Below are 23,592 nucleotides of genomic sequence, written 5' to 3' on the forward strand. Positions count from 1 at the left end.
TCCAGTCCATTTCGAAAGGCTGGAGAGCGAATGGACGCCAAACCGGACGAAGGCCATGCCCGAACCGCCGCCCGTCAAGCGCTGGGCTGGCCGCGCGTCGACAGTGTCCGTCGGTTCGGGACCGGTACATCGTTCTTCGTCTTCGAAGTTGTTTGCGGAACGCAGCGGGCGGTTGTCCGCATGGGGATTGATGCGCAGCGCTCAGTCCTCAAAGATGGTCTGGAGTTGTGGCAGCGTCTGGCGCCGCTCGACCTCCCTCTGCCGCGGATCTTCGCCGACGGCACGGACCAGCCTTTGCCGTTCACGGTGCTCGAGCGGCTGCCGGGCGTCGATCTCGGCGCCGTCATCCACACCCTCGGCGATCGCCAGTTGCGGCATATCGCTGCTGCAGTGGCCGAGGCGCAGCATCGGGTCGGCTCTCTGGGTGCCGGCAGCTCCTTTGGATACGCGGCGCGCCCCGGGGATGCACCCTTCGCGCGGTGGGATGAAGTGGTGGCCGCCAACCTCGACCGGTCACGGCGCCGCCTTGCGCAGCACGCCGTCTTTTCTCCCGACCACGCGGATCGGCTTCAGGCGAAGCTCGACGACCTGCGACCGGCCATGGCGCGGTTGCCCGCCCTGCCCTTCCTGCACGATACGACGACCAAGAACGTGATCATCGCGCCCCAGGGGCACCTCAGCGGCATCGTTGACGTCGATGATCTCTGCTACGGCGATCCTCGCTACGTCATAGGGCTGTCGCGGGCCGCTTTGATTTCTTTGGGGCAGCCCTTCCGCTATGCCGATTTTTGGCTCGCCGCCTCCGGTCTTTGCGAGGACACCGTCTCGGCCTTCTACACCCCGCTCTTCCTGCTCGATTTCATGTCCGAGCACGGCGCCGCCTTCAATGGTAACCAGCCCGTTTCGGACGCCGTCGAACGGGCCCGTATCGAGGGCCAGTTCTTGGCCGCTCTGGAAGCGTTGTCATGAACCTCCGCCGCTTTCTGGGCATCTACTATGCCTATGCCTTTCTCTTCGATTTTGTCTTCGCTTACGCCATCTATACGGCCCTCTTCGAACTCGAAGGCCTTTCGACCACCCAGATTGGGACCCTGCTCGCCTTTTGGTCCTTGAGCGCGATCGTCCTCGAGGTGCCCTCGGGAGCGCTCTCGGATCACTTCGATCGCCGGCTCCTTCTGATCCTGGCGCCTCTTGCCAAGGCTTTGACCTTCGTCTGCTGGGGATTGGCTGGCGGCAATTTCTGGCTCTACGGCCTCGGCTTCTTTTTCTGGAGCCTCGGCCAGGCGTGGCAGTCGGGCTCGCGCGAGGCGCTGCTTTACGAGCGGATGGCCCACGCTGGACGCGCCGACGACTTCGACAAAGTCCTGGGTCGCGACAATGCCGCGGAGGGCCTTGGCATCGGCGCGGGCACGCTTCTGGGCGGTTTTGTCGGCTGGTTGAGTTTCGATTGGGCGATCTGGCTGTCCATACCGCCACTGCTGCTGGCGGCCGTCCTGGCCGTCTGGCTCAAAGACGTCCGTCGCGTGGGGTCGGCAGAAGCGGCGGAAGAGCCACCGGCCGGCGGCTACCTATCGCATTTCCGCGATGCCGTTGCCGAATTCCGGCGGCACGCCGATCTGCGCTTCGTCACTATCTATATGGCCGGCGGCCTCGTTGTCTTCGAACTGCTCGAGGAGTTTGACCAACTCTACTACATAGCCACTGCCGTTCCCGTCTGGGCATGGGGCGTGCTTGCCGCTGGGATCGAGGGCGTCTACGCCTTGGCGAGCCTTCATGCTCATCGCCTCGCCGGCAGGCCCTGGCTGGCGTGGTTGTTGCCCCTCCTGGGCGGCACCTTGCTGGTGATCGCCTCCATCGGCGGTTCGCCGTGGTATGTCCTGGCACTCAGCGCTGCCTACGTCATCGTGGCTCCCGTGACGGTGCTGGCAGAGGCACGGTTCCAGCGGATCATGGAGGGGCGGAGCCGGGCGACGACCACCTCCAGCCTCGTCATGGCTGAAAATGTGGTCGGTGTTCTCCTCACCCTCCTTTTCGGCGTGCTTGCCGATCGCCTCGGCATCCTTCCGGCCTATGGCTGGGCCGGCCTCTGCATGGTGCCGTTCGGCCTCTGGGTGTTCTACCGGCAGCGCCGCGGCGTCCGTGCAACCGACTAGCCCTTGTGGATAAGGGCGGAGCCGTCACAAAGAAGTCGCAACAAATCCTGTTGACTAGGATTCGTGGGTGATTCCACGCCGGCGGTGCCGTCCAGCGCCGAAAACCCGCGTTATGGTTTCCACATGGTTATTCCGCCAAAAAGCATTTGCGTCCAAGCGCTTGGACTTGATTGCACAGGCAAAAGGCTTATCTACTACAGGTAGCCTCAGGCACGGGGTGCAAACACAAGCCCTTGTGCCTGGCGCGGAATCGGAGTGTCCTGATCTCAACACTTTAACCCACGACTTCCGGGACCATCATGCGCATTGAACGTCGTTTCACGTCCGCCAACGCCGACCGCTACGGCTCTATCGAATTCCGCTCGGCCACAAGCGAAATCCGCAATCCCGACGGTTCGGTGGTCTTTAAGCTGGACGACATCGCCGTCCCCGCAACCTGGTCGCAAGTCGCCACCGACATCATCGCGCAAAAGTACTTCCGCAAGGCCGGAGTCGCCAAGGTCCTCAAGAAGGTCGAGGAAAACGACGTTCCGTCCTGGCTGTGGCGCTCGGTGCCCGACGAGAAGGCGCTGGCCAAGCTGCCCGAGAACGAGCGCTACGGCTCGGAAATGGACTCCCGCCAGGTGTTCGATCGCCTGGCCGGCACCTGGACTTACTGGGGCTGGAAGGGTGGCTATTTCGACAGCGAGGAAGACGCGCGCACCTTCTTCGACGAACTGGCCTACATGCTCGCTACCCAGCGCGTCGCGCCGAACTCGCCGCAATGGTTCAACACTGGCCTGCATTGGGCCTATGGCATTGACGGCCCTGGCCAGGGTCACTTCTACGTGGACCCGTTCACGCAAAAGCTCGTCCAGTCCAAGTCGGCTTACGAGCATCCGCAGCCGCACGCCTGCTTCATCCAGTCCGTGGACGATGACCTTGTCAACGAAAACGGCATTATGGACCTCTGGGTCCGCGAGGCGCGCCTGTTCAAATACGGCTCGGGCACCGGCACCAACTTCTCCAAGCTCCGCGGCGAAGGAGAAAAGCTCTCGGGTGGCGGCAAGTCGTCGGGCCTGATGAGCTTCCTCAAGATCGGCGACCGCGCTGCCGGCGCCATCAAGTCGGGCGGCACCACCCGCCGCGCCGCCAAGATGGTGGTGATCGACATCGACCACCCCGATATCGAGCAGTACATCAACTGGAAGGTGAAGGAGGAGCAGAAGGTTGCTGCCCTCGTCACCGGCTCCAAGGTGGTCTCCAAGCATTTGAAGGCCATCATGAAGGCGGCCGTCAATTGCGAAGGCAATGGCGACGATTGCTTCGACGTGGCGCTTAACCCCGCCCTCAAGCGCGAAGTCCGCGCCGCCAAGAAGGCCCTGGTCCCGGAAAATTACATCTTCCGCGTCATCCAGTTCGCCAAGCAGGGCTACACCGATCTCGAATTCCCCATCTACGACACCGATTGGGATAGCGAGGCGTACCTGACCGTTTCGGGTCAGAACTCGAACAATTCCGTCCGCGTCACCGATGACTTCCTCAACGCCGTCGAGACCGATGGCGACTGGAACCTCATCGGCCGCATCAAGGGCAATGTCACCAAGACCCTCAAGGCCCGAGATCTCTGGGAACAGATCGGTTACGCCGCCTGGGCTTCTGCCGATCCCGGCATCCAGTACCACACCACCATCAACGAGTGGCACACCTCGCCCGAGGCCGGCCCGATCGTCGCGTCCAATCCGTGCTCGGAATACATGTTCCTCGATGACACGGCCTGCAATCTCTGCTCGGTGAACCTGCTGCCCTTCCGCAACGCGGATTCGAGCTTCAACACCGCCGCCTTCGAACACGCCGTGCGCCTCTGGACCATCGTGCTCGAAATCTCGGTGATGATGGCGCAGTTCCCCTCGCGCTCGATCGCCGAACGCTCCTTCGAATACCGCACGCTGGGCATCGGCTACGCCAATATCGGCGGCCTGCTGATGACCTCAGGCATCCCGTACGACTCGGCTCAAGGCCGCGCCATTGCCGGCGCCATCACCGCGGTGATGACCGGCGTCTCCTACGCCACCTCGGCCGAAATGGCCAAGGAGCTGGGCCCCTTCAAGGATTACAAGCGCAACGCCAAGCACATGCTGCGCGTCATCCGCAACCATCGCAACGCCGCTCATGGCAATGCGAACGGCTACGAAGCGCTCTCGATCAACCCGGTCGCGCTCGACCACGCCAATATCGGCGACGACAACCTTGCCACCCGCGCCAAGGCCGCCTGGGACGAAGCGCTGGCGCTCGGCGAAAAGCACGGCTTCCGTAACGCACAGGTTTCCGTTATCGCGCCCACCGGCACGATCGGCCTCGTCATGGATTGCGACACCACCGGCATCGAGCCCGATTTCGCGCTGGTCAAGTTCAAGAAGCTCGCCGGTGGCGGCTACTTCAAGATCATCAACCGCGCCGTGCCCCCGGCCCTGCGCACTCTCGGCTACTCCGAGGACCAGATCGCCGAAATGGAAGCCTATGCCGTCGGTCATGGCAACATGAACCAGGCCCCGGGCATCAATCCGGCCACGCTCCGCACCAAAGGCTTCACTGACGACAAGATCGAGGCGCTCAACGCCGCGATGAAGTCGGCCTTCGACATCAAGTTCGTCTTCAACCAGTGGACGCTGGGCGCCGATTTCCTGAAAACCCTGGGCGTCACCGACGAACAGCTCAACGATTTCTCCTTCGAACTCCTGCCGTTCCTCGGCTTCTCGAAGAAGGACATCGAGGCCGCCAATATCCACGTGTGCGGCGCCATGACCCTCGAGGGTGCGCCCTTCCTCAAGGATGAGCACCTGCCTGTCTTCGATTGCGCCACCCCGTGCGGCAAGATCGGCAAGCGCTATCTTTCGGTCGAGTCGCACATCCTGATGATGGCTGCCGCGCAGCCCTTCATCTCGGGCGCGATCAGCAAGACCATCAACATGCCCAACGACGCCACTGTCGAGGACGCCAAGAACGCCTACATGCTGAGCTGGCGCCTGGCCCTCAAGGCTAACGCGCTCTATCGCGACGGCTCCAAGCTCTCCCAACCGCTGAATTCCTCCGTGCTCGCCGCCGCTGACGACGAGGATGACGAGGATCAGGTCGAGGCCATTGCCGCCCTGCCCGCCGCCGCCAAGACGGAAGTGATTGTCGAGCGGATCGTCGAGCGCCTGCGCGAACGCGAAAAGATGCCGGATCGTCGCAAGGGCTACACCCAGAAGGCCGTGGTCGGTGGCCACAAGGTCTATGTGCGCACCGGTGAATACGATGACGGGCGCCTCGGCGAAATCTTCATCGACATGCACAAGGAAGGCGCCGCCTTCCGGGCCATGATGAACAACTTCGCCATCGCGATCTCGCTGGGCCTGCAATATGGCGTGCCGCTGGACGAATATGTGGAGGCCTTCACCTTCACCCGCTTCGAGCCCGCAGGCATGGTCATGGGCAATGACCGGATCAAGAACGCCACCTCGATCCTTGACTATGTGTTCCGCGAACTGGCCGTCTCCTATCTCGATCGGAACGACCTGGCCCATGTGAACCCCGATAGCCCGACTTCGCTCGGCAAGGGCGTTGCCGAGGAGCAAGGCGCACGCGGCAACGCGCCTGCGCCGGCCCCGGTGCCCGCCGAGCGCTTTGTCTCCCGCGGCATGACCCGCGGCAAGGTGCAGAATTCCGCCCTCATGCTGGTCCCCCGGGCCCAGGCGGAAGCCTACACCCCCGCCCTTGCCGCAGCCGGCCAAACGGTCACCGCCCTCAGGAGCGCCACGGCCCTCAAGATCGACCCGACTCCGACGGCCCTCAACACCGCCGAACTCAACCCCATCCCAGCCCCGCCCCCCTCAAAGGACACCGGCCTCCTCCGCGCTGAAGCCCAGATGAAAGGCTACACCGGCGACCAGTGCACCGAGTGTCACAACTTCACCATGGTCCGGAACGGCACCTGCTTGAAGTGCGACACGTGTGGGACGACGACGGGGTGTAGCTGAGGGTACAGCCACAAATAATAATCACAAAATAAACAATGGGGTCCGGCAACGGGCCCCATTCGCCGATGCACGTTAATTATCGAACGTAGGTCGCAATGAAGCGCCAGTTCTATTCAACCCGAAGTGGTAGAAACCGGAACACCACCGGCTTCCCCTTTGACATTGTCAAAAAGCTCTTCGTCGACTTGTACAATGAGATGAGGCGTGACGGATACTTTGATGAGTATCTGGGCTGGTACTGCGTTGATCAGGGCGAAATAGAGGGAAAAATTCGCAAACCCAGCCTAGATATTCTTCTCAAGGTGCGAACCGACGGATTGTGGCCAGTTGACGAGAAATACGAGAGTTACAGTGAAGACGACTTCTTCGATGTAATTGAATATCTGTATACTTGCGTTTCGGAGCCCGTATCGGGAAGTTACCACAATTTCAGCGACTGCGGCATGCATTGGGAAATTTTCGACCGAGCCAAGGGTCAAAATACTTATGTTCAACGAGTCAACGAAGTAATCGGCCTATATTGCGAACCGTTCGAACTTTCAGATAGTGGAGAGGTTCTACGTGCAGCGGAAGAAGGGTTTCAGTCGCTATTTGAGGCGAACGCGCCTACCTCCGATCCAGATATTCAAACAAAATTATCTGGCGCAGTTGCTCGCTATCGTAGGCATGGTTCCTCCGTTGATGAACGTCGAGTGGCCGTAAGAGAGTTGGCAGATATCCTTGAGTACCTTCGGCCTAATCTGAAAATTGCGATAGGCAGGAAGGACGAAGATGACTTATTCAACATCGCGAATAATTTTGGAATAAGGCATCACAACCCAAGTCAAAAGACTGGATACGATGCAGCGCTGTGGTTATCTTGGATGTTTTACTTCTATCTTGCTACGATACATCTGGTCTTGAGAAAGATAACTGAAAATTCATAGCTTCAGGCAGGGGTGCGGCCCAACGTAAATGTTCCGATTCTTTGAGGGCACGACGAAGCACCTCAGGATGAGGGCTCTCGATAGCTCCGCCTGCGCTGTCCCAAAGCCTCGTGGTGAGGTGCTTGGCGCAGCGAAGCCTCGAACCACGAGGCAGCACACTCGATACCGCCACAGCAGATAAACCAACAAACCCACCATCCCAGCAAGCCGCCCTTGCCGTTCGAGGCCGCTGCGCGGCGCCTCAGGATGAGGGCTCCCCAGAGTGCAGAGGGGTGGCCCCCGCGCGCAAAACTCTCCCGAGCCTCATGGTGAGGTGCGAAGCGCAGCGCAGCCTCGAACCACGAGGCGGCTTGCCGTGTCGACGCCCTTGCCAAGCCTCCGAATTCATCACACCCTCTGCTATGGAGGCGTCATGACTGTCACCGTCTACATGCTGCGGTGTGCCGATGGCTCCTACTATGTCGGCCTCACCAAAAAGCCGGTCGAGGCGCGCGTGGGTGAACACAATGCCGGTGTCACCGATGGCTACACAAAAAGCCGGCGTCCTGTTGAGCTGGTGTTCACCGAAACGTTCGAGCGCCTGCTCGATGCCATCGAGCGCGAACGCCAGATCAAAGGCTGGACGCGGCGCAAGAAGCAAGCGCTGATCCGCTATGACTACGCGGCCCTGCCGGACCTGGCGAGCCGGAAAAAACAATGATGGCCGCCCTCGCCCTTCGAGGCCGCTACGCGGCGCCTCAGGATGAGGGCTCCCGAGGGTGTAGAGGTACGCTGCACAAGGCTGTTGCACGGCACCTCAGGATGAGGGCTTCCGGGCGCGCTGTACCCGCCAATCCCCCTGGCCGCAGGGTGAGGCGCGAAGCGCAGCGTAGCCTCGAACCGTCCCGAGCCTGAAGGGGGCGCAGCTGCGCTCTCCCCACGCTCTCAAAACCCTCCTCCCCCTCCAGGGAGCGGCCAGGTGGGCGTGCGGGATCCCGGTCGGCGGCTGCTACGCACAACCCTCTTTCCCGCTTCTCCACGCCCCCTCGAACCTGCCCTACCCTTTGGCCGTCTCCGCACATGCTGCGCGGTCGCGACGTACGGTCGGTGGGGAGAGCCGGATGGAGAAGGGTCGCCTTCTTCCGTCGGCACGCAAGGAGCGGAGCCCTGCACCGCCGCAGGGTCCCATGATGGAGCCTTTCCGGCTGCACCGGACTGGCAGCTGCCACGTCGCCAGCAGGGCGAAGACGAAGCAGTCCGTCGTGGATTGGAACCGGGCGTAATATCCGCCGTTTCCAAGCGTGCTGAACGAGCCTCCGGTGCATGGGGCGAAGCTTGCTTCACCCTTTTTCAACGCCGGACGACCGGCACCGAAGTGATCTTCGCCCCATGCCGCAGCACCTGCCGCCCATGGTCCGGACCTGAACCCGCGCGGCCAGCTGGCCTGGCGGCGCGCGATCACGCCCGGCTGCCGGCTTACAGTACCTCGCCCATCATCGTCCTATGCCGCTCGGGCCCTGAAGGCTCAGGAAATATCGGTGATCTCGACTTCTCCCGAGCCAACCTGCGCGAATTCGCCGAGGCCACGACCCAGAAGGGCGCGCGCCACAGGCGAGGTGAACGACACCGTGCCGGCCTTGGGGTCAGCTTCGTCCTCACCGACGATGCGGAAGGTCTGCGTCCGGCCATCATCACGCTCGATGGTGACGGTGCTGCCGAAGGCCACGACGTCTCGCCCTTCCGGTGGCGGCACCACTTGAGCCGTGCGCACGCGCTCGGCAAAGTAGCGCAGGTCTCGAAAGGGGGCGGCTGCCAGGCGCCGGCGCTCATTGACATCGGGTTCGCGCATGGCCGTGTCATAGGCCGCACGCGCTGCGACCAGGTGCTCTTCGAGCGCCTTCAGCCCTGCCGCCGTCACCAGGTTCGGCCCCTCGGGCACCGGGCGTTCCGGCAGCAAAGTCTCCGCGGCGGTCTCTGCACTCTCTTCCTTGGTGAAGGCAACGCTCACTGCTCGTCCTTTCCTTGCCGGACAACCGTCACGCTCAACGTTCCCGCCGGTAGCGGGCGCAGCAATTGCGCCTGGGGCCTTGTCAGGAACAGCCAGGCTGCCCAATCCTCTGGCCGCAACACGCACACCTGTCGATCATGGACCGGGGCAATGTCGGGTCCGGGCGGACAGGTGAGCATGGTAAAACTTTGCGCGCCATCGTCTGCTTCGCTCCAGAGGCCGGCAATGCCCATCACCGCCCCGTCTGTCAGGGCGAAGCGATGCTTGGTCTTGGGATATCTGCTGCCGGTGAACTCGTAAAAGCCCGACAGGACGATGACGCAGCGTCGGCTCTCGGAAAAGTCGCGGCCGTCACTCTTGAAGTTGAACACGGGAGCGGCCTTGGGGCGCGGTGGCGGGAACCCGAACGTCATGGAGACGAGCTGCACCCCGTTGCCGGCCGCACGCAACACCGGTCCCTTGTCCCCAATCCGCACGTCGTCCGCCCAGCCAAGCGCCTCCTCGTCACCCCCTGATCCGGCCAGGTCCAGCGCTTCGAGCGCCCTGCGGTAGGCGGCGGCCTGCACATGCTGTTCGTAGTCGTTGCACATGACTTACCAATGCACGGCCGCTGGTGGCGGTTCAATCGGGTCCCGCTGTGCAACGAAGGGACAGCGTACTATGATCGCTACCGCGTTTGCCATGGAGGACACAGCAATGGTTGCGCGTCTCAATCCCTATCTGCACTTCGACAACAGCGCACGCGCTGCGCTCGACTTCTACCATTCCATCTTCGGCGGCAACCTCAACATCACGACCTACTCGCAGGGCGGGATGACCCAGAATCCGGCCGACGCCGAGAAGATCATGCATGGGCAGCTCGAGAGTGAGGTGCTCATCCTGATGGCATCGGACTCACCCTCAACCATGGCCGTCACACTAGGCAGTGCGATTTCGATGTCTCTCAGCGGCGACGATGAACCAGTCTTGCGCGGCTACTGGCGCGGCCTGGCCGAAGGCGCACAGATCACCATGCCGCTCAAGCGAGCGCCGTGGGGCGACACGTTCGGCAGCCTGACAGACAAGTTCGGCGTGCCGTGGATGGTCAACATCTCCGACCGGCGCGGGTAAGACTGAAAAAGACACCAGCCTTGTCGAAATGCGCGGGTCCCGACCGTCGTGGCGGTGAACTGCATGCTCGGAGGGAGCCGCACCAATGGAACGTCACTATGGCTGGGTCATCGTCGCCGCCGGCGCCGTGATCACTTGCGTGGCAATGGGCGCCATGTTCGCCCTGCCCGTCTATCTGCAACCCATGGCCGACGAGACCGGCTGGACGCGTGCGGGCATTTCCGGTGCCATGACGGTGGGATTCATCGTCATGGGCGTGGCGGGCTTCCTCTGGGGCACGCTGACCGACCGGATCGGGGCCCGGCCCGTCATCATGATTGCGGCGGTCATGCTCGGCGCGGGCCTCTTCGTCGCCAGCCGCGCGACCGACCTCTTCGTCTTCCAGATGGCGTATGGCGGTCTCGTGGGTGCTTCGGGCGGTGCGTTCTTCGCGCCGCTCATGGCTACCACTGTCGCCTGGTTCGACAAGCACCGAAGCCTTGCCGTGTCGCTTGTCTCGCTTGGCGCTGGCGTGGCGCCGATGGTCGTCACTCCGCTGGCCACGCTGCTCATCGAAGCCCAGGGCTGGCGCAACGCCATGGCCATCACGGCAGTCATCGCGACGGTGCTGATCCTGCCGGCAGGCCTCCTGGTCCGGCGCGCGCCCTTGGCCGCCGCGGCAACCCCGCTTCAGGCGTCGGACGTGGCCCCGGCGGCGCCCTCACAGCGCTCCGACGCCATAGCCGCTCTTCGGTCACCCCAGTTCATCGTTCTGGCGGCGACGTTCTTCCTCTGCTGCGCAGCACACTCCGGGCCCATCTTCCACACCGTGAGCTACGCCATGCTGTGCGGCGCGGCCCCTCTAGCGGCCGCCAGCATCTACAGCGTCGAGGGCGTTGCCGGGCTGTTCGGCCGCTTGATCTTCGGCGTGGCCGCCGACCGGCTGGGCGTCAAGAAGGTGATCATCGCCGGGCTCGCCCTGCAGGCCGCCGGCATCTACACCTATATCTACGTGTCCCAGCTCAATCACTTCTACATGCTCGCCCTCGTGCTCGGCTTGGCCTATGGCGGGGTCATGCCGCTGTATTCGGTGCTGGCGCGGGACTATTTTGGGCCGCACGTCATGGGTACTGTGCTGGGCGCCGCTACCATGACCTCGAGCATCGGCATGGCCTTCGGACCCGTTGGCGGCGGGTGGCTCTACGATACCTACGGCACCTACCACTGGCTCTACATCGCCTCGGCCGCAGTGGGTCTGGCAGCGGCTGTGATGGCCCTTGCCTTTCCGCCGCCCAAGCCACGCGATGCGGCCCCCCTAGGAGCAATCCCTGCCTGACCGGTCGGGCTGGCGAGGCGCGACAGTTCTGAAGGTTCACCCTTCATTAACCCTGCAGGCACAGTTTGGGCCCTGCAGCCACTGAAGGAGACTAGCGATGCACGAAATCGTTCAACGTCGCGCCTACGCGTTGTGGGAGGCCGATGGACGTCCGCAGGGGCAGGATCAGACCTACTGGTTCAAGGCCGTCGCGGAGATTACCGCGGAAGCAGCCAAGTCCATCAAATCGCCGCGCAAGCGGGCAGCACGCGCCAGGAAGGCGGCCTGAGCGCCGCTACCACAGCCGCGGCCAGTAGATGTCGTCGGCGAAATCGGCGGGTATCGGGGAAAGGCGGGAGATCGCCTGCGCCGCGAAATCGATCTGCACCGCAAGGTGCCGCACTCGCTCCGGTACAGGACGCCCGGTCACGTATTCGCGCATTTCCCACTCGTCGAGCTTCAGGGCAATCTTGCGGCGGCGCGCCTCGGCAGTAACGTCTGCTGCAGTGACGGGATAGTCTGGGACCCGCTCCTGCACTCTCGTTTCTGTCCACTCCCGGCTTCCAACCAGCATCAGATGCACGATACACCAACGATCATTGTGGGCACCTCTTGTGCCCCAAGTTCGTAAAAGTGTCACAAATCGGTTACGGAATCGGTAATTCCCGTGGCGGGGTCCGTGCAGGCAAGATCATGAACATCCTCTATATTATGGCGCTCGACAGCGAATACGGCGCGCATCTTCGGCAGCGCATCAAGCCGTTGCTCACCGGCGTGGGCCCTGTCGAAGCGGCCGTCTCGGTGACGCGCACGCTCGCTGAGCGATCCGGGCGTCTGCCGGACCTCGTGGTCTCCTTGGGCTCGGCTGGATCGCGCACCCTGCCGCAGGGCGACGTCTACCAAGCCGTCTCCGTCAGCTACCGGGATATGGATGCCTCTCCGCTCGGCTTCGAGAAGGGTCAGACGCCCCTACTCGACCAGCCACCAGTCATACCGCTTCATCCGCTCGTTCCCGGGCTCAAGCCAGCCAGCTTATCCACCGGAGGCAACATCGTGTCCGGAGCCGGCTATGACGGCATCGCCGAGGATATGGTGGACATGGAGACTTATGCCGTGCAACGGGCCTGCCAGTCGTTCGGCGTCCCGCTCCTGGCGCTTCGGGGCATCTCGGATGGCAAGGAAGAACTGCGGCGGCTCGAAGATTGGACGCAGTATCTGCACGTGGTCGACGAGCGCCTTGCACAAGCTGTCGATGTGGTGGAGCAGCACCACCGCTAGTGTTGCGGGGGCGATTTATTTCGATCGCGTCGGCCCCGGCGCCAGCTCGTGTAGCGCCGTCCCCCGCGCAGGATGGCGTAGTTGACAGGCCCTTGCAGAAAGACGAGGTCGACAGCCAGCAAAAGCAGGCCAAGCGGCAGCATCCAGATGCCCAAGACCGGAAGAAAGCTGAAGATGCCGCCCAGCACCAGCAGGATGCCCAGCGGGATGCGGATCAGCCGGGCGCCCGGCCGGCGCAGGCGGTGCAACAACTGCGCCGCCGCGCCCGGAATCCGGCGCTCCAGGCGATCGAACAGGCGATTGAGCCGTCTGGCGCTTTTTCTCATGGAATTCTCCTGCTGCCGTTAGATGGCACAGGTTGCGGCACCGTCAAGTGGCGAATGAGGAACCGGCGGCGGTGACGTATCGTTTCGTGGCCAAACATGGAGCGTCACATGTCCCTGGATGATCTTTTCGGCCTGTTTCCTCGGCGGAAAACCCGCCTTGAACTTCTGCAATCACAGATTGCGGACCTCGAACACGAAATCGCTCACCTGTCGCGATCGCTGGCAGGCCACGCCGGTCGATCCGCATCGCATCTCGGCGATCTGGCCCAGCGGTACGGCCAAGATGCTGCTCACCAGTCAGCCCTGATCGCCGGTGAGCTTGCGCGGCAGGCCCAACGTGGCGCCCGCGCTGTTCGACAGGACCCCGTACCCACCCTTGCGGTCTTGGCAACTGCGGCGCTCCTGGCGAGCTTCCTCTCCCGCCGCCGCTAAACCATTCGTTTACCGTTCCGGTCAGGCGTTCCTTAAGTGTGAAGGAGCATTTTCGGGCAGAGCGGCCGTTTGGCCACAGCCCGGAGATGCCTCTTGTTCACATCTGCCCGCTTCGTCCTCCGTCTCGCAGCAGTCGGTGTTCTGGCAACATCCCTTGGGGGCTGCAGCTTCCTTGGTTTGTCGCTGGGATTCAACCAGATGAGCGAAAAGGAATGCATGATGCGGGCTATGTATTTCGAGTCCAACCGCTCGAGCGCGGACGGCATGCTGGCCGTGGGAACGGTCGTCATGAACCGCCTGCATGATCCGCGCTATCCCAAGACCGTTTGCGGCGTCGTCGGGCAGAAGAACCAGTTCGCGGATGGCGTGATGAACAGGAAGATGACCGACAGTGGCGCAGTGCTGGCCTCGCAAATGGCCGACGCTGTTCTGAGCGGTGCACGCCATCCTGGAGTGCGAGACGCGCAGCATTTCCACACAGCTGGCCTGCGCTTCCCCTACAACAACATGCATTACGTCCTCGAGGCCGGCGGCAACGAGTTCTACGAGAAGTGGTAGTCAGCCCAACCTTCTTTAACCGCGTTGATGTGCTGTCTGCCGCAGCACATAGCCGATGACAACGGCAATGGCCTCATAGAGTTCGAGCGGTATCGTCTCGTCCAGTTCGACGCCGCTTAGCGCTTCCGCCAGGACGGGGTTGGCTTCGATCACCACGCCGTGCTCTGCAGCCATGGCGACGATCCTCTCGGCAAGGTGCCCCCTGCCTTTGGCGACCACGCGCGGCGCGTCACTCGATCCGTTCTCGTAGTGAAGTGCTACGGCCAGAGCTCTTTGCTTGGTATCGTCGTTCATCGGACCGCATCCAAATTGACTCCGGCGCCGCCCTTGGCGGGTTCAGCCGGAGGTGGAGCCCCGCGCACGACAATAGAGCCCACCTCGACGCCAACTGCATTCAATTCCGCCCGCAGTGCCGCCACATCGTCCTGAAGCAGGCTCGCCACCTCCGCATTTTCCGTCCACAGCATCAGGCCCGCTGCGCGCCCGCGCATCGAAATCTGTGCGCCCACCTCGCCGATGCCGCTCAGGTTAAGGGCGAACCGGACTTGCCAACCTCGTCCCGGACTGTCCTGTTCTGTCTGCTGGGGGTCGCCATGGATCTGCATGTGCAGAAGCGATTGCTGTCCTGCCACCATGACCGGAAGGTCGAGGCTGAACTGCGCGTCTGCCTTGACCGACTGTTCTGGAAGCGAAGCCTGTTGATGCAGGCGCAGGCGGGCCAGCGCCTGCTCCGTGCGGTCGAGCAGATGCTTGCCGGCTTCCACTGGGTCCAGAGGCAGAGGCCCTGGCCGCACGCCATTGCGTGCCCTTGGCGTGTGCCCGCGGACTGGTGGCGGAACGTGGGCCACGGGCTCTACCGGAGCGCGCGCTCCCAACCACGACACAAGGGCCTGCCGCAGGCCCAGCAGTGCTGTCTTGGTATCCGCGGCGGCCAGCGAGACCCGGCCGGTGGCGATCAAGCTCTCCTGAAACACGCCCGACGTTCGCACCGCCTCCCGAATGGAAGTTCCATCAAGCTTGCCTCCGTCCAGCACGAGCCGCTGTCCCAACACTTGCTGTGCCGCTTTGAGCACTGGCTCAGGCAGCGCCACCTGACCAACCGCCGCGCTGAGCGCCGCGGTAAGCGCCACGACGCTGTTCTGTATCGGCAGGGACGCCTGCGTCATCTGGTTTAGTGCTGCCTGTGGCGTCAGTGGCGCGCCTGCTGCCGGCAAGGATTGGGTCAGCGCCGCAACGGGGCGTGTGGCGACTACCCCATCAGATCGCACTGTATAGGCGGCCGCGGGAGTGGCGAACGAGGTGGGCGCTCGCGCGGTACCAGGTGCGACGCCCCCCGCAGCCGTCGGCGTCAAGGCGGGCGCGATCGGACTGCCGGAAGCACTTGCCGGCCTCGGCACGAGCGCCGTCGTTGGGTTGGCCGGCGGCGCGGTCGGCGCGGTAGTTGAAGGTCGTGTCCCTACACTAGCCGACGCAATGGTGGACGCCGGGGCCTGCGGCGCCCCCATCTGCGTCGGAGAAATTCCCGTGCTCGTCGGGTTCGGAAGGCCCTGCCCGCCCTCCGCCGCGGTGCTCAGCACCGATGCCGCGGAGGCCGCGGGCAAGGTGCCATTGGAGGCTCCAGCCTGCGGAGTCACAGGCGCGGAACCAGAGGCCATCCCAGCAGACATGGATGGCGCCGCTGCCAGCATCGGTTGCTGCGCCGTCCGCGCCAGTGGAGACAGCTCCACCGTCGCTGCAGCAGAAGAAGGAACGCCGGCCGCTGGCGCCGGAACCTTCGGACCGCCGGCGGCTGCCGGCGCGCCGCCCTTTGGCGCGGTTACCGACAAGAGCGTGAGCTGAAGCTGGCCCTCCACCTGCCGGACGGACAAGGAAAGCGTCGCGCCGACCTCGGGCGCCAAACTCGGAAGTGACAGGTTGACCGTCTGCTGACTGATACGCACCTGCGTGGTGCCGCTCGGCAGCAGTGCCACGACCTTTGCGTCCACCACCTGTCCACCAGACTTTTGCATGGCAGCCAGCAGTGCAGACGCCTGTCCCGGTTGCAACGGCGGCGGGTTCATGCTCATCGGCACACGGTCCTTCCGCGGACGTGACTTTCGATGAGTTTAGCGCGTTTGAACCAGAACGGAAGCCGACTCGGAATGCTATTGAGGACGAATGTCAGTGTAATCCTTGGTCATCGGCTTGCCGCGGAACGTCACCCAGAAGAAGTTGAGGGTATAGGTCCCGGCGGTGCGGAACACGCCTTCCTTCTCAAGCCGGCGCCCAGAGGTCTTCATCTTGAGCGCGTATGTCCATTTGACGCCGCCGACGCGCGACAGGCGCACGGCTACATCGGTATCTTCGCCAAAGAACTCGATGGACCGGTCATAGCCACCCACTGCAGCCCAGGCGTCGCGCTTGAACACGAAGTTCCCGCCCTGCACAACCGACCCGACGCGCAGAACAAATCGGTTGATGACATAGATGAGGTAGGTCAGCCCGTAAAACATGCTGATCAGAAAGCGATTGTGCGGCGCCATGTCGTAGTAGATGTATGGGCCGCTGAGGCAAACCAGCTTCGGATCCTTGCCGAACTCGCGCATCACGACATCGAGCCACCCTTCGGGGACGATCGTGTCGCTATCGATATTGGCGACCAGGTCGTAGCCGGCGCTGGCCGTAAAACCGGCATCACGCGCGTTCACAAGGCCCTTCTTGGGCTCATCCACGACCTTCACGCCGGGGAAACTCCGCGCGATCTCGCCGGTCCGGTCGGTCGAGGCGTTGTTCACCACGATGACATCGGCCGCGACGCCGGACCTCTTGATCTCCGCGAGCACCGACTCCAGGCATTTCCCGATCAGCGCTTCTTCGTTGTAGGCCGGAATTACAAAGGCGAGGTTCATCATTCCCCTTCTGCCGCACACGGCGCGATGACTGGCACGACATAGCCCGCCAACCGGCACGGAGCAACCGTGACTGATCGAGGGGTCGCGCCAGTCATCCGACGATCAGCCGATGAAGTCGCGCTTTCCGAGCGGAACACCGTTGTGCCGGAGGATCGCGTAAGCCGTCGTCACGTGGAAGAAGAAGTTGGGCAAGGCGCGCTGCGTGGCATAATCGAGCCCGTTCATGACGACATCGTTGCCTCCCAGCTTCAGCGTCACGTCCCGGGTTTCGGAGCCGGCGAGGGATTCGGGCGTCACAGCATCGAGCAGGTCCAGGGTCTTGCGCACGCGCTGCCGGAGTTCATCGAACGTGGTTTCTTCATCGGGCCAGCTCGGAACCGGCACGCCGGCCAGGCGGCTGACACAGCCTTTGACGTGGTCCGTGGCGATCATCACCTGGCCGCGGAACGGGATCATGTCCGGCGCGAGGCGGTCGTTCACCAGGGTTTCGGTGCCGTATTTCCTGGCGGCCGCATCGGCTTCGGCCTTGTCGAGGAAGGCCAGCAGATTGGTCAACATGCGTTTGAACACAGGCACGGTCACGTCGTACATCGACAGGCTCATCGAGAGCTCCCTTGTAACTTCAGCCGAATTGGCCCTTTTTTGACGCCGACAGAGCGGAAATCTCAGAGGACGGCGTCGTGGGTGCCAGTACTAAATCATCGGCGGATGACGATGCAACCAGATCGAGAGGCTGGGCTGGCCTGCGCTCGCGTCTCCGTCTGCTTTATCACAGCCAGTCACCCGCGGCGGTCCGGTTTCAGGTCACCATACTCGTCGTTGACCTCGCCATCATCGCCTTCTTCATCGCTTCGCCGTTGCTTCGAGGAGACCCCAGGTTTCTCTGGTTCGACTACTCCATTGCGGCGCTCCTGGCTCTGGACCTCGTCGCCAGAGGCATGGCTGCAACTCATGTCAGCCGGTGGCTACGGCAGCCGGCAGTCATCGTTGATATCTTCATTCTGGTCACACTCCTGGCGCCGACCTGGCTGTTCAACCTCGGCTTCCTGAGGATCCTGCGGCTTTGGACGCTGACGCGGTCGTCATTGGTCTGGCGGCCTCTCGAAAAGCGCGACCTGGGACACTATCGCGAACCCATCCAGGCCGCGATCAACCTGCTGGTGTTTGTCTTCGTCGTTACCGGCTTCGTCTACACCGCCTTTGTCGGGCGCGACGACATCTCAGGCTATGTCGATGCCCTCTATTTTACGGTCGCCACCATGACGACAACGGGTTTCGGCGACATCACCCTGCCCGGTCCCTTCGGAAAGCTTGTGTCGATCGTCATCATGATCATCGGCATCTCGTTGTTCGTGCGCCTGGCCCAATTGGTCTTTCGGCCTGCCAAGGTCACCTTCCCCTGCCCCCAGTGCGGCCTCTCCCGGCATGAGCCCGACGCCGTTCATTGCAAAGCCTGCGGCCACCTTCTCAACATCCCCGATGAAGGGGGGCACTAGGAGACCCGCCGCACCACCGGGAGGCGCAGGCGGAAACAGGCTCCGCGCAAAGGTCCCGGCACAAGGTCCAGCGTACCGCCCATTGCCGTCACGATCTGGCGGCTGATGGCCAAACCGAGCCCAGCCCCCCCTTGCCCGGCCAGGCCCTGGCGGCCGCGAGCGAACTTCTCGAAAATCAGCGCCCGATCTGCCTTGGCGATGCCGGGCCCATTGTCCGCGATGTCCACCACATAGGACCCGGCCCTTGTGAACGAAGAGATGCGCAACACGGGCTCGGCGGCGTCATTGTACTTCACCGCGTTGGAAAGAAGGTTGATGAACACCTGGCTCAGCCGGTCCGCATCGCCCTCCACAACCGTTGGGCGCGCCCGCTCCCCAAACTCCAGCTTCATCTGTTTCTGCCTGAACAGCACGTCGCACACGGCAAGAGCCCGATCGAGAACGGCCTCCGCATCGATCGGGGCACTCTGCCAGGGCCTCTCGCCCCGTTCCAGCGTCCCGAGATCGAGAATCTCGTCGAGCAGCTTGGTGAGGCGCAGGCTTTCCTGGTGGATAGTCGAGGCAAAGTGCTGCCGCTGTCTTTCATCGAGGCTCCCGGGATCCGAGAGGATCTCGGAAAATGAGCGGATGGAGGTCATCGGGGTCCGGACCTCGTGGCTGACCTGGCTCAGGAACTCGTCCTTCTGGCTGTCGAGTTCCCGCAATTGCGCGTTCGCGGCCTCCAGCTTGAGAGCCGTCAGGCGCAGAGCCTCCGACGTTTTTTCCAACTCCTGAGAATATTCGATGACCTGCTGCGTTTCGCCGGCCATCTGCATCATTTCTTCAAGTGAAACGTCCGCGCCAGCGACGACCTTTGAAACCATCACGTGCGCCGACGCAGCGCCTATGGATCCGGCAAGTTCCCGCTCAAGCCGGCCAATGAGGTCCGACGTCAGCTCCAGCCCGGCGGCATCACCCCCTTGTTCGCGCGCCGCTGCCTCAAACAGCGACGTGGCCCGGTTAGCCCCAAGCACCCGCTCGGCGACGAAGTAGAGGTCGTTCGCCGTCGCACCGCCTTGCACGAAACTGCGCCTCAGCGGCTCGCGGCGCCTGAAGATGTCGACAAAGAGGGTCGCCTGGATGCGCTCGAGGGGCGACTGCGTCGTGAAGAGCGATCCGATAACCAGAAAAGCCGAGTTGAGAAGCAGGCTCCAGAAAACGGAGTGCACCAGCGGATCAAGGTCATTGAGCCCGAACATGTGCTCGGGGCGGAGAAAGCGGATGCCCCAGGGACCGTTCGCCATGATCCGCGCCACCGTGGAACTGACAGTTTCGAAACTGGGCAGGAGCATCGTCCAGGCCCACACCGCGAATCCGACAAGAATACCGGCAGCGACGCCCTTCAGCGTGGCGTCGCGCCAGTAAAGGCCCGCCAGCATTGGTGGCAGGAACTGCGCCACGCCTGCGAACGAGATGAGGCCGATTGGCGCCAGCGCATCGGTTTCGCCAGTCAGCCGGAAATAGAGGAAACCGAGCGATAGGATCAGCATAATCGACAGGCGCCGGCTCATCAGCAGGAGACGCGTGAGCCCCTGCCCATTGCGGGTTCCGGGGCCACTGGAGCGCAGGATGATCGGCATGATGATGTGGTTGGAAACCATGATCGAGAGCGCGATCGACGCCACGATGATCATGGAGGTGGCCGATGAAAATCCGCCGATGAATGCCAGCAACGCCAGCGCCGATTGGCCGGCCGAGAGCGGCAGCGTCAAAACGAACATGTCCGGGTTTGACCCGGGCGGCATCGTGCTCATCCCGTAGAGCGCAATCGGCATGGTGAACACGCTCATCAGCAGGAGGTAGGCGGGAAATGCCCACCCTGCCGTTCTCAGGTGATCCGGCCCCGCGCTTTCCACCACGGTGATCTGGAACTGCCGCGGCAGGCACACGATGGCCGCGGCCGAAAGAATGATCATGGCGATCCACCGGGGACCGAAATTCCCCTGCGCGTGCACCTCCACCCCGGCCGCTGCCGCCTTCTGGTAAATCGCCTCGAAACCACCGCCAAGGCCGAAGGTCACGAAGATGCCGACGGCCAGCAGCGCTGCAAGCTTTACCACCGCCTCGAAGGCAATGGCCGCCACTACCCCATGGTGCTGCTCATTGGCATCGACGTTGCGCGTGCCGAAGAAAATCGTGAAGAGCGCCATGCCGGCGGCCACCCCGAGCGCCAGCGCGCCATCGTCGACACCCGCGAGGCTCCCTCGCGCCCCCTCTCCCGAAGCAGCGACGGCTTGAATCGAGGACGTGATCGCCTTGAGCTGGAGCGCGATGTAGGGCGTGATCCCGATCACCGCGATCAGCGTGACCAGCACTGCCAGGCGGCTCGACTTGCCGAACCGGGACGACAGGAGGTCTGCGATCGAGGTGATGGCCTGGGAGCGGCTGACATAGACCAGCTTGCGCAGCAAGAACCACCAGCCGACGAAGACGATCGTCGGGCCGAGATAGATCGTCAGGAATTCAAGGCCGTTTCGCGCAGCGTTGCCCACCGCACCGTAGAAGGTCCAACTGGTGCAGTAGACGGAGATCGAGAGGGTGTAGATTGCCGGGGAGCGAAGGAACGACCCGGCATTGTTGCGCGTCTGGCGATCTCCGAGATAGGCGATCACGAACAGCACGCCGACATAGGCGACGCCGGTCGCGATGACGACATCGGCCGACAGCATCAGCGCCTATCCTCGCTATCGCCACGTGCATCACGGGGCAGAAAGCGCGTCAGCAGCGCAGTGCCGACGATCAGCGCCAGCCACACGCCGAACAGATAGAGCACCACCTGCGGCACTCCGAAATGGACGATGGGCTGGTTGAAGATGATCACCAGCGGCGGTACGAGCAGCAGCGCGCCCAGCATCGTGAAGACGAAGACGCCGCTCTCGAGCTTACGAGGTTCCGGCATGGTCGGTCAGCAACTGGCGCACCGCACCCACAACGTCGGCGTTCGCGTATGGCTTGGTGACGAAAGCATTGGCGCCCAGGTCTTCGGCGGTCTGCCTATCCTGCTGCTGCCCCTTGGCGGTCAGGATCAGGATCGGCAGATCCCGCGTTTCAGGATCATTCCGCAGCACTTTCAGCACGTCGAAGCCACTGCGTCGTGGCAGCATGACATCGAGAACAAGGACGCGCGGCTCAAGCGTTCGCACGCCGTGCAGCGCCGCCTCCCCATCGGAAACAGACTGCACACTCCAGCCAGCGCGTCGAAGAATGAAGTCGAGCGATTCCAGAATGCTCGGCTCATCCTCCGCGATCAGCACATCGATCGCCAAGGCACCCCCCTCAAGGTCGAGCGGTCTCCCCACCGCCATATGAGTAAATCCTAATCATTCTTGTTCGCCAAGCGAGAAACCCGTCGGCACGAGTGGCGCACGCATGGTCGGCTGTCCGGCAACCGGCGCAAGTGCCTCCTCCTGACGGCTCGGGCAGTCCGTGCGGGGGCAAAGCCGGCAACTGGGGCCCACCGGAACGTCGAGCGTGGTGTCGTTGAGATCCAGACCCCGGGCATAGATGGTTCTGTCTGCGTGCAACACGTTGCACGCGAGCATGATCGAGGAGGTCAGTGGCAGATCGCTGAACCCGGCGCTGCGCCGGTTCACGGTCCGTGCAATAAACAGATATCTGGACCCGTCCGAGAACCGCACCACCTGTCGCGTCACCATGTCTGGCGTCCGGAACGCGGCGTAGATGGCCCAGAGTGGGCAGGCATGCCCTGAGTTCGGCAGTAGCAGGCCTGGCAGCGGAAAGTGCTTGGTCAGCCGTCCGGCAGGGTCGGAGCGGAGGAAGCCGAAGGGGACGCCTTCTCTTCCCGGCCGTCTCAGCGTGACAAGCCGATGCGCGACCTGTTCATAGCTTGCCGAAAAACGCTGTCGCAGAAAGTCCAGGTCGTAGCCTGAGCGTTCCGCATCTTCCAAAAACGCATCGTATGGCAGCACAATCGCGCCGGCCAGGTAAGTTCCGAGCGCCCGCAGTGCCAACCGTTCAGCAGTGGCGGTGAAGCCCTGCCCTTGGAGCTGTTGTGCAATGAGTTCGGGAACCGACAATTCTGCGAAGAGACGCGCAAGCTGGAACTGGCGAGTGGCGTTGGTGGTGGCGCCACTGAACCAAAGGATGCGGGTGTCAGGGAGAAACTGATACTGCCCTGCATAATGCGGGTCTGCCCCCTGGGGCCGCTCCCCCACCACTGTGGTGACGCCGAACCCTTCGCCCAAGGCGACCTCAAGCGAGGCGATGCCGAACGGACCACAGGACAAGATCGTGTTGCGTAAGCGTGAGGCTGCCTCCTCAAGCGCCGGAAAATAGTTGGCGCTTTCGATGATGAAGTCGTCGATCTCGCGAGCGGTAGAGCCGCTGCGCCGCGCCTTGCTGGACACCTCGAACTGGCCGATCAGCGTGCGAATGACGTCGGTCAGACCACGCGTTTCCCGGGTGATGGCGCCGATGAACTGCCGCTGCTCCTCGTCCGCGAGGTCGGGCACGTCCTCCAGAATTTCCGCGCTCGACCGGACGGCGGTCACACCCGACAGTATCTGGTGCAACAACTGGCCAAGAAGCGGGTCCGAGCGCAACCGATCCGCATAGGCGTCAGCATTCGCAGTTGCGCTGGCGTAGGCGCGATGGAGGCGGGCCAGCGCGGCCGCACTCGCCGGATATTGCGCCACCAGATGCCGTCGTTCGTCGGGCTGAAAGTCCAGCGACTCGACCAACGGATCGGCATACGCCTCCTCGAGGTCCTGCAGCAGTTTCTGCTCGGCCTCACCGGTGAGTTCGCCGACGTCTATGCCCAGATTCTGAGCCACCCGCTGCAGCAGCGCGCCACCGATGTCCCGCTTGTTGTTTTCGATCAGGTTGAGATAGCTGGCGGAGATGCCGACCATACGCGCGAGTGCCGCCTGCGAAATCCGCAGCACTTTCCGCCTGTTGCTGATGCGAAAACCGATCGGCGCTCGCACTCGCACCTCCCCGTCTGTCAACGAATTTACCGGCCTCTGCCGTTTTCAATGCAAGTGTTGACAGAAATTATGCGGCAGAACAACGGACTATTGCGTCGGTTTTCAATTGTGTCGACTATTTGGCAGCGGTGAGTGGCTGGCAATGCACCAGTGGCCCC

24 protein-coding genes and 1 pseudogene are annotated in these 23,592 nt (G+C 62.9%); 12 read left to right on the plus strand and 13 right to left on the minus strand.

Going from position 1 to position 23,592, the window contains the following annotated elements:
* Positions 1-30 precede the first annotated feature (30 nt).
* From IC608_RS04480 to IC608_RS04500, 5 genes are all read left to right on the plus strand, one after another.
* On the plus strand, positions 31-969 hold the full coding sequence (locus IC608_RS04480; RefSeq protein ID WP_191772977.1) for a phosphotransferase family protein: 939 nt from the start codon (positions 31-33) through the stop codon (positions 967-969).
* Entirely contained in the window at positions 966-2,153 is a 1,188-nt protein-coding gene (locus IC608_RS04485) for an MFS transporter (protein ID WP_191772978.1), read from the plus strand. Before IC608_RS04480 ends, IC608_RS04485 begins: the two co-directional genes overlap by 4 nt.
* A gap of 299 nt (positions 2,154-2,452) precedes the next feature.
* Entirely contained in the window at positions 2,453-6,151 is a 3,699-nt protein-coding gene (locus tag IC608_RS04490; RefSeq protein ID WP_191772979.1) for a vitamin B12-dependent ribonucleotide reductase, read from the plus strand.
* Positions 6,152-6,246: 95 nt separating this feature from the next.
* Complete coding sequence (locus IC608_RS04495; protein WP_210316192.1) at positions 6,247-7,077, plus strand: hypothetical protein; 831 nt, start codon at positions 6,247-6,249, stop codon at positions 7,075-7,077.
* 412 nt (positions 7,078-7,489) lie between these two features.
* Entirely contained in the window at positions 7,490-7,777 is a 288-nt protein-coding gene (locus tag IC608_RS04500; protein WP_191772980.1) for a GIY-YIG nuclease family protein, read from the plus strand.
* An 804-nt stretch (positions 7,778-8,581) separates the two neighbouring features.
* Here the strand turns inward: IC608_RS04500 and greA are convergent.
* Together greA and IC608_RS04510 are read right to left on the minus strand one after the other, a co-directional pair.
* A complete protein-coding gene (gene greA / locus IC608_RS04505; RefSeq protein WP_191772981.1) occupies positions 8,582-9,064 on the minus strand; it encodes a transcription elongation factor GreA in 483 nt (160 codons plus the stop codon).
* Positions 9,061-9,654, minus strand: coding sequence for an SOS response-associated peptidase (locus IC608_RS04510; RefSeq protein ID WP_191772982.1), 594 nt, complete (start codon positions 9,652-9,654; stop codon positions 9,061-9,063). The genes greA and IC608_RS04510 overlap by 4 nt, the downstream gene beginning before the upstream one ends.
* Before the next feature lie 70 nt (positions 9,655-9,724).
* On the opposite strand from IC608_RS04510, the gene IC608_RS04515 reads away from it, so the two are divergent.
* From IC608_RS04515 to IC608_RS04525, 3 genes are all read left to right on the plus strand, one after another.
* Positions 9,725-10,174, plus strand: coding sequence for a VOC family protein (locus IC608_RS04515; protein ID WP_210316193.1), 450 nt, complete (start codon positions 9,725-9,727; stop codon positions 10,172-10,174).
* Positions 10,175-10,259: 85 nt separating this feature from the next.
* The gene (locus tag IC608_RS04520) at positions 10,260-11,489 is read left to right on the plus strand and encodes an MFS transporter (RefSeq protein WP_191772984.1); all 1,230 of its coding nucleotides are present in this window, start codon (positions 10,260-10,262) and stop codon (positions 11,487-11,489) included.
* Between the two features lie 97 nt (positions 11,490-11,586).
* Positions 11,587-11,757: a DUF2934 domain-containing protein gene (locus IC608_RS04525; protein WP_191772986.1), complete on the plus strand. Its 171-nt coding sequence runs from the start codon at positions 11,587-11,589 to the stop codon at positions 11,755-11,757.
* A gap of 6 nt (positions 11,758-11,763) precedes the next feature.
* Here the strand turns inward: IC608_RS04525 and IC608_RS04530 are convergent, their stop codons facing one another.
* The gene (locus IC608_RS04530; protein WP_191772987.1) at positions 11,764-12,006 is read right to left on the minus strand and encodes a hypothetical protein; all 243 of its coding nucleotides are present in this window, start codon (positions 12,004-12,006) and stop codon (positions 11,764-11,766) included.
* 155 nt (positions 12,007-12,161) lie between these two features.
* On the opposite strand from IC608_RS04530, the gene IC608_RS04535 reads away from it, so the two are divergent.
* Entirely contained in the window at positions 12,162-12,746 is a 585-nt protein-coding gene (locus tag IC608_RS04535; RefSeq protein WP_191772988.1) for a 5'-methylthioadenosine/S-adenosylhomocysteine nucleosidase, read from the plus strand.
* On the opposite strand, the gene IC608_RS04540 is transcribed toward IC608_RS04535, so the two are convergent.
* Positions 12,743-13,072: a hypothetical protein gene (locus tag IC608_RS04540; RefSeq protein ID WP_191772989.1), complete on the minus strand. Its 330-nt coding sequence runs from the start codon at positions 13,070-13,072 to the stop codon at positions 12,743-12,745. The genes IC608_RS04535 and IC608_RS04540 overlap by 4 nt on opposite strands.
* A gap of 171 nt (positions 13,073-13,243) precedes the next feature.
* Positions 13,244-13,366 carry a hypothetical protein gene (locus IC608_RS18295; protein ID WP_282567925.1) on the minus strand — a complete coding sequence of 41 codons (123 nt, stop codon included), beginning with the start codon at positions 13,364-13,366 and terminating at the stop codon, positions 13,244-13,246.
* Positions 13,367-13,702: 336 nt separating this feature from the next.
* Here IC608_RS18295 and IC608_RS04545 point away from each other — a divergent pair.
* Positions 13,703-14,056 (plus strand): annotated as a pseudogene (locus IC608_RS04545) (cell wall hydrolase); the annotation flags it as partial.
* Between the two features lie 21 nt (positions 14,057-14,077).
* On the opposite strand, the gene IC608_RS04550 reads toward IC608_RS04545, so the two are convergent.
* Positions 14,078-14,356, minus strand: coding sequence for an EscU/YscU/HrcU family type III secretion system export apparatus switch protein (locus IC608_RS04550; protein ID WP_191772991.1), 279 nt, complete (start codon positions 14,354-14,356; stop codon positions 14,078-14,080).
* On the minus strand, positions 14,353-15,228 hold the full coding sequence (fliK, locus tag IC608_RS04555) for a flagellar hook-length control protein FliK (protein WP_191772992.1): 876 nt from the start codon (positions 15,226-15,228) through the stop codon (positions 14,353-14,355). The genes IC608_RS04550 and fliK overlap by 4 nt, the downstream gene beginning before the upstream one ends.
* Positions 15,229-15,349: 121 nt before the next feature.
* On the opposite strand from fliK, the gene IC608_RS04560 reads away from it, so the two are divergent.
* Positions 15,350-15,901 carry a hypothetical protein gene (locus IC608_RS04560; RefSeq protein ID WP_191772993.1) on the plus strand — a complete coding sequence of 184 codons (552 nt, stop codon included), beginning with the start codon at positions 15,350-15,352 and terminating at the stop codon, positions 15,899-15,901.
* 305 nt (positions 15,902-16,206) lie between these two features.
* Here the strand turns inward: IC608_RS04560 and IC608_RS04565 are convergent, their stop codons facing one another.
* Both IC608_RS04565 and IC608_RS04570 read right to left on the minus strand, forming a co-directional pair.
* Complete coding sequence (locus IC608_RS04565) at positions 16,207-16,950, minus strand: glycosyltransferase family 2 protein (RefSeq protein ID WP_191772994.1); 744 nt, start codon at positions 16,948-16,950, stop codon at positions 16,207-16,209.
* A 105-nt stretch (positions 16,951-17,055) separates the two neighbouring features.
* Positions 17,056-17,556: a DUF1993 domain-containing protein gene (locus tag IC608_RS04570; RefSeq protein ID WP_191772996.1), complete on the minus strand. Its 501-nt coding sequence runs from the start codon at positions 17,554-17,556 to the stop codon at positions 17,056-17,058.
* A 77-nt stretch (positions 17,557-17,633) separates the two neighbouring features.
* Here IC608_RS04570 and IC608_RS04575 point away from each other — a divergent pair, with 77 nt between their 5' ends.
* Positions 17,634-18,449 carry an ion channel gene (locus tag IC608_RS04575; protein WP_191772998.1) on the plus strand — a complete coding sequence of 272 codons (816 nt, stop codon included), beginning with the start codon at positions 17,634-17,636 and terminating at the stop codon, positions 18,447-18,449.
* On the opposite strand, the gene IC608_RS04580 is transcribed toward IC608_RS04575, so the two are convergent.
* From IC608_RS04580 to IC608_RS04595, 4 genes are read right to left on the minus strand one after another with little or no spacing between them, the layout of a single operon-like run.
* Positions 18,446-21,157: a sensor histidine kinase gene (locus tag IC608_RS04580; protein WP_191773000.1), complete on the minus strand. Its 2,712-nt coding sequence runs from the start codon at positions 21,155-21,157 to the stop codon at positions 18,446-18,448. The genes IC608_RS04575 and IC608_RS04580 overlap by 4 nt on opposite strands.
* Positions 21,157-21,387: a hypothetical protein gene (locus IC608_RS04585; RefSeq protein WP_191773001.1), complete on the minus strand. Its 231-nt coding sequence runs from the start codon at positions 21,385-21,387 to the stop codon at positions 21,157-21,159. The genes IC608_RS04580 and IC608_RS04585 overlap by 1 nt, the downstream gene beginning before the upstream one ends.
* Entirely contained in the window at positions 21,371-21,793 is a 423-nt protein-coding gene (locus IC608_RS04590) for a response regulator transcription factor (protein ID WP_248306164.1), read from the minus strand. The genes IC608_RS04585 and IC608_RS04590 overlap by 17 nt, the downstream gene beginning before the upstream one ends.
* 15 nt (positions 21,794-21,808) lie before the next feature.
* Entirely contained in the window at positions 21,809-23,434 is a 1,626-nt protein-coding gene (locus tag IC608_RS04595) for a short-chain fatty acyl-CoA regulator family protein (RefSeq protein ID WP_210316194.1), read from the minus strand.
* Between the last annotated feature and the right edge of the window lie 158 nt (positions 23,435-23,592).

This window comes from Devosia oryzisoli, from assembly GCF_014837245.1.
Lineage (GTDB): Bacteria > Pseudomonadota > Alphaproteobacteria > Rhizobiales > Devosiaceae > Devosia > Devosia oryzisoli.